6 protein-coding genes are annotated in these 8111 nt (G+C 74.4%); 4 read left to right on the top strand and 2 right to left on the bottom strand.

Annotated elements, in window-relative coordinates; all coding sequences use genetic code 11:
- Positions 1-8 precede the first annotated feature (8 nt).
- The gene (gene ftsL / locus JS521_RS09430; RefSeq protein WP_205082258.1) at positions 9-584 is read right to left on the bottom strand and encodes a cell division protein FtsL; all 576 of its coding nucleotides are present in this window, start codon (positions 582-584) and stop codon (positions 9-11) included.
- A gap of 37 nt (positions 585-621) precedes the next feature.
- Positions 622-1587 (bottom strand): 16S rRNA (cytosine(1402)-N(4))-methyltransferase RsmH, encoded by a 966-nt coding sequence (rsmH, locus tag JS521_RS09425; protein WP_205082257.1) that lies wholly within the window; start codon positions 1585-1587, stop codon positions 622-624.
- A 428-nt stretch (positions 1588-2015) separates the two neighbouring features.
- On the opposite strand from rsmH, the gene JS521_RS09420 reads away from it, so the two are divergent.
- From JS521_RS09420 to JS521_RS09405, 4 genes are all read left to right on the top strand, one after another.
- Positions 2016-2579: a beta-class carbonic anhydrase gene (locus JS521_RS09420; protein ID WP_239486999.1), complete on the top strand. Its 564-nt coding sequence runs from the start codon at positions 2016-2018 to the stop codon at positions 2577-2579.
- A 250-nt stretch (positions 2580-2829) separates the two neighbouring features.
- On the top strand, positions 2830-3873 hold the full coding sequence (locus JS521_RS09415) for an AAA family ATPase (protein WP_030805856.1): 1044 nt from the start codon (positions 2830-2832) through the stop codon (positions 3871-3873).
- The gene (locus tag JS521_RS09410) at positions 3873-5240 is read left to right on the top strand and encodes a DUF58 domain-containing protein (RefSeq protein WP_205082256.1); all 1368 of its coding nucleotides are present in this window, start codon (positions 3873-3875) and stop codon (positions 5238-5240) included. The genes JS521_RS09415 and JS521_RS09410 overlap by 1 nt, the downstream gene beginning before the upstream one ends.
- On the top strand, positions 5237-7654 hold the full coding sequence (locus JS521_RS09405) for a transglutaminase TgpA family protein (RefSeq protein ID WP_205082255.1): 2418 nt from the start codon (positions 5237-5239) through the stop codon (positions 7652-7654). Before JS521_RS09410 ends, JS521_RS09405 begins: the two co-directional genes overlap by 4 nt.
- The last annotated feature ends 457 nt before the right edge of the window (positions 7655-8111 follow it).

Below are 8111 nucleotides of genomic sequence, written 5' to 3'. Positions count from 1 at the left end.
GCACTGCGTCACCTGCCGGGGCTCGTCGGGGGCGGGCTGTTCTCCGCCGAGGGGGCGGCTGCCGGGTCGGGCTCGGTCGCGGGTACGGATCCGGAGGGCGACGGGGAGCCGGAGGGGCCGGCCGACGCACCGGAGGCCGAGGGTCCGGCCTCGGGGGCGTCCGGGTCCGGTGAGCCGCTCGGGCTCGGCGTGGGGCTCGGGCTGGGCGGCGGTGCGGTCGCCTCGGTGGGCTTGCCGCGGACCGTCCCGTCGGGGTTCAGGAAGGCGGGGCTGCCGCCGGGGACCATGCCCAGCTCCCGGGCGCGCTTCTCCAGGGCGTCGGGCTGGGAGCGGCTGTCGACGTCGCGCTGGAGGGCCTGCTGCTCGTCGGTGAGCTCGGTGGTCTCCCGCTTCAGCTCGCTGAGCCGGAACGATCCCTCGTTGAGGGCGGAGTTCAGCAGGAGCAGGGTGATGAGTCCGCCGCCCAGGAGCACGACGACCAGCAGGACGAAGGGGGTGCGGGCCGCGCTGCTGGGCCCGGTGGACGGCATCAGGCGGGCGAGCCGCGCGGCCCGCCCCTTGAGCGCTGCGGCCGGTTTGCTCACCGCGGGGCTCCCCCGGTGCGGCGCCTGCCCCCGGCGTTCACCGCTCCTCCTCGCGGATGCGCTGGGCGCCGCGCAGCCGGGCGGGGGCGGCGCGCCGGTTCTCGGCGACCTCCTCCTCGGTGGGCAGCTCGGCGCCCCGGGTGAGCTGCTTCAGCCGCGGCTGGTAGCGCTCGGGAACGACGGGCAGGCCGGGAGGCGCGGTGTTGGCGGCGCCGGCCGCGAAGACCTGCTTGACCAGCCGGTCCTCCAGCGAGTGGTACGAGAGCACCGCGATGCGGCCGCCGACGGCGAGGCTCGCGACGGCGGCCGGAATGGCCCGCTCCAGGACGCTCAGCTCGCCGTTGACCTCGATGCGCAGGGCCTGGAAGGTCCGCTTGGCGGGGTTGCCGCCGGTGCGCTTGGCGGCCTGCGGCAGTGCGTCGCGGATCAGCTCGACGAGCCGGGCGCTGTTGCTGAAGGGTTCCTTCTCGCGCTCGCGCACGACCGCGGAGACGATCCGCTTGGCCTGCTTCTCCTCGCCGTACGCGCGCAGGATGCGGACCAGTTCGCCGGGCGGGTAGGTGTTGAGGACCTCGGCGGCGCCCATGCCGGTGGACTGGTCCATGCGCATGTCGAGCGGGGCGTCCTGGGCGTAGGCGAACCCGCGGTCGGCCTCGTCCAGTTGCATGGAGGAGACGCCGAGGTCGAACAGCACGCCCTGGACCTTCGGGATCCCGAGGCGTGCGAGGACCTCGGGGAGTTCGTCGTAGACCGCGTGGACGAGGGTGGCCCGGTCTCCGTAGGGGGCGAGCCGTTCGCCGGAGAGGCGCAGCGCCTCCTTGTCGCGGTCCAGGGCGACCAGCCGGGCGGTGGGGAACGCGGCGAGCAGGGCCTCGCTGTGGCCGCCGAGGCCGAGGGTGCAGTCGACGACCACGGGCTCGGGGTGCGCCGGGTCCTGGAGAGCCGGGGCCAGCAGGTCCAGACACCTCTGGAGCATCACCGGGACGTGTCGGGTCTGGCTCAATGCGCCCTCTCAGGCTCTGTCCCGGGCGGCCGGCACGTACGTCCTGGTCCCCGCCCGCTCTGAAGGGGAGGCCCGCCGGCGCCGGGGAAGGGGCGTCGGCCGACCGAGAGCGGGAGAGGGCCGGGTCGCACGTACGCCGCACATCTCGGGGGAAATACGGAATATGCAGGAGGTGCGGGGGGTGCGATGGGGCAGGTGGGCGGGAAGACGGATGGTGACTTCGCGTTACTTTAGTCCACCCTGCCATTCGATCGATTCACGATCAACGAACCGGACAGCGCGTCGCGCCACCCGACCGGATGCGGCGAACTCACCCGAACAGGTGCGTCCACCGGGGCCTGTGGGTTAGCTCACAACAAGCCGCGTTGACGTTCTTTGTCCGCTCTCACAGCCCGCCCGGACCAGGTGGGAAGGCTAACGTCGTAGCCATGTCGACTTCTGCTCACTCCCCCGCCGAGTCCGTGACGCCCACCGCTCCGGCGGTCCGCGAGGGGGGCCAGGTCACCGACCGCCTCGTCGCGCTGAACACCACGTACGCGAAGGACTTCCGCGACCCGGGCATGGACGCGCGTCCGGTCCTCCAGGTCGCCGTGGTCGCCTGCATGGACGCCCGGCTCGACCTGCACGCCGCGCTCGGTCTGGAGCTCGGTGACTGCCACACCATCCGCAACGCGGGCGGTGTGGTCACCGAGGACGTGATCCGCTCGCTGACCATCAGCCAGCGGGCGCTCGGCACCCGCAGCGTGGTCCTCATCCACCACACCAACTGCGGCCTGGAGTCCCTCACCGAGGGCTTCCGCCAGGACCTGGAGCGCGAGGTGGGCCAGCGCCCCGCCTGGGCCGTGGAGGCCTACACCGACGCCGACCAGGACGTGCGCCAGTCGATGCAGCGGGTGCGGACCTCGCCGTTCCTGCTGCACACCGACGACGTGCGCGGGTTCGTCTTCGACGTGACCACCGGTCTGCTGCGGGAGATCGACTCCGTTTCCTGAACGGACTCGCCTCGCCACCGGGCCCTCCGCTGCACCTCACGCACGCATCGCCGTGCCCCGCGGCACCGAAATCGTGACAGACGCTGCCTTTTCACACCCACTTGTCCACAGGCGAGTGACACGAAGCGGTAACGGCAACAAGAATGCGGGTGTGACCTCCCCCGGGCCTTCCGGAGGAGCGTCCGATTTCCGGGGTGGGCCGCGCGGGTACGCGCGACGGCCTCTGCGCAAAAGGGCCGAGGAGGGCCGGGTGACGACCTATGACGATCGAGCGAGCCTCACTGATCTGACCACCACAGCGGAGCGGGTGCGCAGGTCGGTGGAGGGTGTGATCGAGGGCAAGCCCGAGGTCGTACGGCTATCGCTGACCGTGCTGCTCGCCGAGGGGCACCTCCTCATCGAGGACGTCCCCGGCGTCGGCAAGACCATGCTGGCCAAGGCGCTGGCGCGGTCCATCGACTGTTCGGTGCGGCGGATCCAGTTCACACCCGACCTGCTGCCCTCGGACATCACCGGTGTGTCGATCTTCGACCAGCAGCGGCGGGACTTCGAGTTCAAGCCGGGCGCGATCTTCGCGCAGATCGTGATCGGCGACGAGATCAACCGCGCCTCGCCGAAGACGCAGTCGGCGCTGCTGGAGTCGATGGAGGAGCGCCAGGTCACCATCGACGGGCACACCTACGAACTGCCCGACCCGTTCATGGTGGTGGCCACGCAGAACCCGGTCGAGATGGAGGGCACCTACCCGCTGCCCGAGGCCCAGCGCGACCGCTTCATGGCCCGGGTCTCCATCGGCTATCCGAGCCCGGAGGCCGAGCTCCAGATGCTCGATGTGCACGGGGGCCTCTCGCCGCTGGACGATCTCCAGCCGGTGGCCCACGCCCACGACATCGTGAAGCTGATCGAAGCCGTCCGTACGGTGCATGTCGCCGACGCGGTGCGGCGTTACGCCGTGGAGCTCGTCGCGGCCACCCGTACCCACCCGGACCTCCGGCTCGGCGCCTCCCCGCGCGCGACGCTGCACCTGCTGCGCGCCGCGAAGGCGTCCGCCGCGCTGAGCGGGCGCGACTACGCCCTGCCGGACGACGTCCAGGCGCTGGCCACCCCGGTGCTCGCGCACCGGCTGCTGCCCACCGCCCAGGCCCAGCTGAACCGCCGCACGGCGGAGCAGGTGGTCGGGGAGATCATCCAGCGCATCCCCGTCCCGACCTCGGCCGGCGGCACCGCGCCGCCCGCGCAGGAGCCGGGCCGCCCGCTGTACCACCAGCAGCAGCCCGGGGCACGGCGGCTGTGATGGCGGCCGGCGAGCCCGGCGCCGTGGAGGACGGCGACCGGAAGGGCGGCCTCCGGGCGGCCCTGGGCGGGCTGACCACCCGGGGACGCTCGTTCCTGGCCGCCGGTCTTGCCGCCGCCGTCTGCGCGTACGTCCTGGGCCAGGGCGACCTGCTGCGGGTCGGGCTGCTGCTCGCGGTGCTGCCGCTGGTCTGTGTGACGGTGCTCTACCGCACCCGCTACCGGGTCACGGGCACCCGGCGGCTCTCGCCGTCGCGGGTGCCCGCGGGCGCGGAGGCCCGGGTGCACCTGCGGATGGAGAACGTCTCCCGGCTGCCCACCGGTCTGCTGATGCTCCAGGACCGGGTGCCGTACGTGCTGGGCCCGCGCCCCCGCTTCGTCCTGGACCGGGTGGAGGCGGGCGGCCGGCGGGAGGTGTCCTACCGGGTCCGCTCCGACCTGCGCGGCCGCTATCCGCTGGGCCCGTTGCAGCTGCGGCTCAGCGACCCCTTCGGGATGTGCGAGCTGACTCGTTCCTTCAGTGCGTACGACACCCTCGTGGTCATCCCGCGTACGGTGCCGCTGCCCGCGCTGCGGCTGGCGGGCGAGGCCTCCGGCTACGGCGACGGGCGGCAGCGGTCGCTCGCGCTCGCCGGTGAGGACGACATCATTCCGCGCGGCTACCGGCACGGCGACGACCTGCGCCGGGTCCACTGGCGCTCCACCGCGCGCCACGGCGAGCTGATGGTGCGCCGTGAGGAGCAGCCGCAGCGGGCCAGGTGCACGGTCCTGCTGGACACCCGGCAGATCGGCTACCAGGGCGCCGGGCCCGACTCGGCCTTCGAGTGGGCAGTGTCGGGGGCGGCCTCCGCCCTCGTGCACATGCTGGAGCGCGGCTTCGCCGTCCGGCTGCTCACCGACGACGGGAGCGCGGTGCCCGGCGAGGGCACCGACGGGTACGCGGGCTCGACCCAGGAGTCCGCGGACTCGGCGGGACTGATGCTCGACACGCTCGCGGTGGTCGGTCATTCCGACGGCGGGGGTCTCAGCCGCGCCCATGACGTGCTGCGCGGCGGCAGCGAGGGGCTGCTCATCGCCTTCTTCGGCGATCTGGACGAGGAGCAGACCGCGGTCGCGGCCCGGATGCGGCAGCGTGCCGGGGCCGGGGTCGCCTTCGTCCTGGACAGCGCCGCCTGGGCCGGCGACGAGAGCGCCGAGGGTGCGGCCGACGACCGGCTGCGACGGCTGCGCGAGTCCGGTTGGACGGCGGTGCCGGTGGAGCCGGGGGACGAGTTGCCCGAACTGTGGCAGGTGGCGGGCGGAATGCGCACGGACACGCCGTCCGCCCCGAGCGGCGGCGCGACAGGTTTCGCGGGGGGATGGTCATGAGCGGGCGGGGCAGGCTGGCGCTGAGCGCCTATGCGGCGACACTGCTGGCGGCGGGGGCGCTGACCCCGCTGGTGGAGGGGGTCGGCTGGCTGGTGCAGGCGGCGGTGCTGCTAGGCGTCCAGAGCGGGGTGGGCGCCCTCACGCGCCGGGTGCCGCTGGCCCGGACGCTGACGCTCGCCGCCCAGGCACTGGTCACCCTGGTGCTGCTGACGCTGGTGTTCGCCCGGGACCACGCCCTGTTGGGGGTGCTGCCAGGACCGCAGGCCGTCATGCGGCTCGGCGAGCTGCTGGTGGCGGGCGGCGAGGACGTCGGTACGTACTCCATCCCGGCCCCGCTGACCGACGGCATCAAGCTGCTGGTGGTCGGCGGGGTGGTCCTGATCGGTCTCGCCGTGGACGCCATGGCGGTGACCTTCCGCAGCGCGGCCCCGGCCGGGCTGCCGCTGCTCGCCCTGTACTCGGTCGCGGCCGGCCTCTCGGACGGCGGGGCGGGCTGGGTGTGGTTCCTGCTGGCCGCCTCCGGCTATCTGCTGCTCCTGCTGGCGGAGGGCCGGGACCGGCTCTCCCAGTGGGGCCGTGTCTTCGGCGGGGCAGCGCGGAACTCGGGCGGTCTGGCCGACGGGCTGTCCGGGGTGAGCGGCGGGCCCTCCCCCGTCCGCACCGGACGGCGGATCGGCGTGCTGGCGCTCGGCATCGCCCTGGTGGCCCCCCTCGCCCTGCCCGCCCTGGACAGCGGCCTGCTGGGCGGCAACGGCCCGGGGAACGGCAAGGGCAGCGGCGGCGGCACCATCTCCGCGGTGAATCCGCTGGTCTCGCTCCAGAACAACCTCAACCAGCCGGAGAACCGGGAGGTGATGACGTACCGCAGCAACATCCAGGACCCGCAGAACCTCTATCTGAGGATCCTGGCCCTGGACGAGTTCAACGGCAGCGAGTGGCGTTCCTCCACCCGGCGGCTGACGGACGTCCCCGACCGCCTTCCCCAGCCCACCGGACTGGGCGGGGACGTCTCGGTCACCGAGGTCCGGACGAACATCTCCGCCTCGCGCTCCTACCAGCAGACGTATCTGCCGCTCCCCTACCCGGCGAGCGAGGTCCGCGTCGGCGGCCGCTGGCGGTTCGAGCCCGAGGGCCGCACCCTGGTCGGCGACGACGGGCAGACCACGCGCGGTGCGCAGTACGAGGTCGGCAGCCTGGTCGTCGAGCCCACGGCGGAGCAGCTCGCGGCCGCGGGCCAGCCGCCCGGGGAGCTGCTCCGGGAGTACACCCAGCTCCCCGGTTCGCTGCCGGACGTGGTCGCCGAGACCGCCGAGCGGGTCACGGAGGGCTCGGCCAACGCCTACGAGCGGGCCGTGAAGCTCCAGGACTGGTTCGCTTCCGAGGGCGGTTTCACGTACGACACGACGGTCACCTCGGGCACGGGGTCGTCCGCCATCGCGCGGTTCCTCCGTGACAAGGAGGGCTTCTGCGTCCACTTCTCGTTCTCGATGGCGGCGATGGCCCGAACGCTGGGCATTCCGGCCCGGGTCGCGGTGGGCTTCACCCCGGGCACCATGAAGTCGAACGGGGCTATGTCGGTCGGGCTGCGGGACGCGCACGCCTGGCCCGAGCTGTATTTCCAGGGGGTCGGATGGACCCGGTTCGAGCCCACTCCGAGCCGGGGCAGCACCCCTTCGTGGACCCGGCCCGAGGTCCCCACGGACTCCGCGAGCGACGCGGCCGAGCCCTCCGCGGACACCTCCACGGAGCCGTCCGCCGCTCCCTCCGCCGATGACAGCTGCCCTCCGCAGTTGCGCCAGGAAGGCGGGTGCGGGCCCTCGCAGGAGGCCGGGGCGGCGGCGCCGACCGACCGGGGCACCCCGCTCGGGACGGTGCTGCTGGTGGTCCTCGCGGCGGTCCTGGTGCTGGTGCTGCCGTTGTCACCGCTGCTGTGGCGGACCCGGACGAGAAACCGCCGGCTGGGCTCCGGGGGCCGGACGCCCGCGGACGCCGCGGCGCGGACGCTGGCCGCCTGGCGGGAGATCACCGACACGGCCTGGGACCACGGGATCGCCCCGGACGATTCGCTGACGCCCCGGAAGGCGGCGGCCCGGATCGTGCGGCTTGGCCGGCTCGACACCACCGCGGCCGAGGCCGTGCACCGGATCGCGGGCTCGGTGGAGCAGGTGCTGTACGCCCCCGAGCCGCGCCCGGCGGACGGCCTCGCCGAGGACGCGTCGGCGGTACGGGCGGGTCTGCGGGCGTCGGCGGGCCGCGCCACCCGGCTGCGGGCCACGCTCCTGCCCCGCTCGTCCGTCCGGGTGGTGTGGGCGGTCGCCGACCGCCGGACGGCGCTCGCGGAGCGGTGGGCGGGCCGCCCGGGAGCCGGTCGCTGGACGGCCCGGCTGCGCCGCCTCACGCGCCAGCACGGCTGAGGCGGCCGACGGGCCGTACACGAGAGGCCCCCCCCCCCCCCCCCCGCCCCCCCGGCGGCGGCGCCGGGGCGAGGCCGGCAGGCGCCCGCCGTCGCCCACCCGGGGCGCGGACGCNNNCGCGCGCCCCGGGGGGGGGGGGGGCCCCCCCCCGCCCGCCGCCCCCCCCCCCCCCCCCCCGCGCGGCGCGCCCCCCCCCCCCCCCCCCCCCGGCCCCCCCCCCCCCCCCCCCCGGGCGGGCGCCCCCCCCCGGGGGGCCTTCGCGGTCCGGTCCCGGGCACTCGTCATCGGCGGTGCGGGCTCCCGCCCCTGGTGTCCTCGGCGGCGTCACGGACAGATGGGTGAGGGGGGGGCCCCGGAAAAACGGCCCCCCCCCCCCCAAAGTGTGGAGGGGAGGTGCCAACCCCCGCCCCGGTTTGAAAAAACCGGCGCCGCGGGGGTAGGGGCCCGGTTGTGGCGG

It is taken from the genome of Streptomyces durocortorensis (genome assembly GCF_016901035.1).
Classification (GTDB): domain Bacteria; phylum Actinomycetota; class Actinomycetes; order Streptomycetales; family Streptomycetaceae; genus Streptomyces; species Streptomyces durocortorensis.
This window is presented reverse-complemented; position numbering and strand designations above follow the sequence as displayed.

Excerpts from the sequence above, each read along its gene's own strand:
- JS521_RS09420 (WP_239486999.1), top strand. The coding sequence starts at position 2,016 with ATGTCGACTTCTGCTCACTCCCCCGCCGAGTCCGTGACGCCCACCGCT.
- JS521_RS09410 (WP_205082256.1), top strand. The coding sequence starts at position 3,873 with ATGGCGGCCGGCGAGCCCGGCGCCGTGGAGGACGGCGACCGGAAGGGC.
- JS521_RS09405 (WP_205082255.1), top strand. The coding sequence starts at position 5,237 with ATGAGCGGGCGGGGCAGGCTGGCGCTGAGCGCCTATGCGGCGACACTG.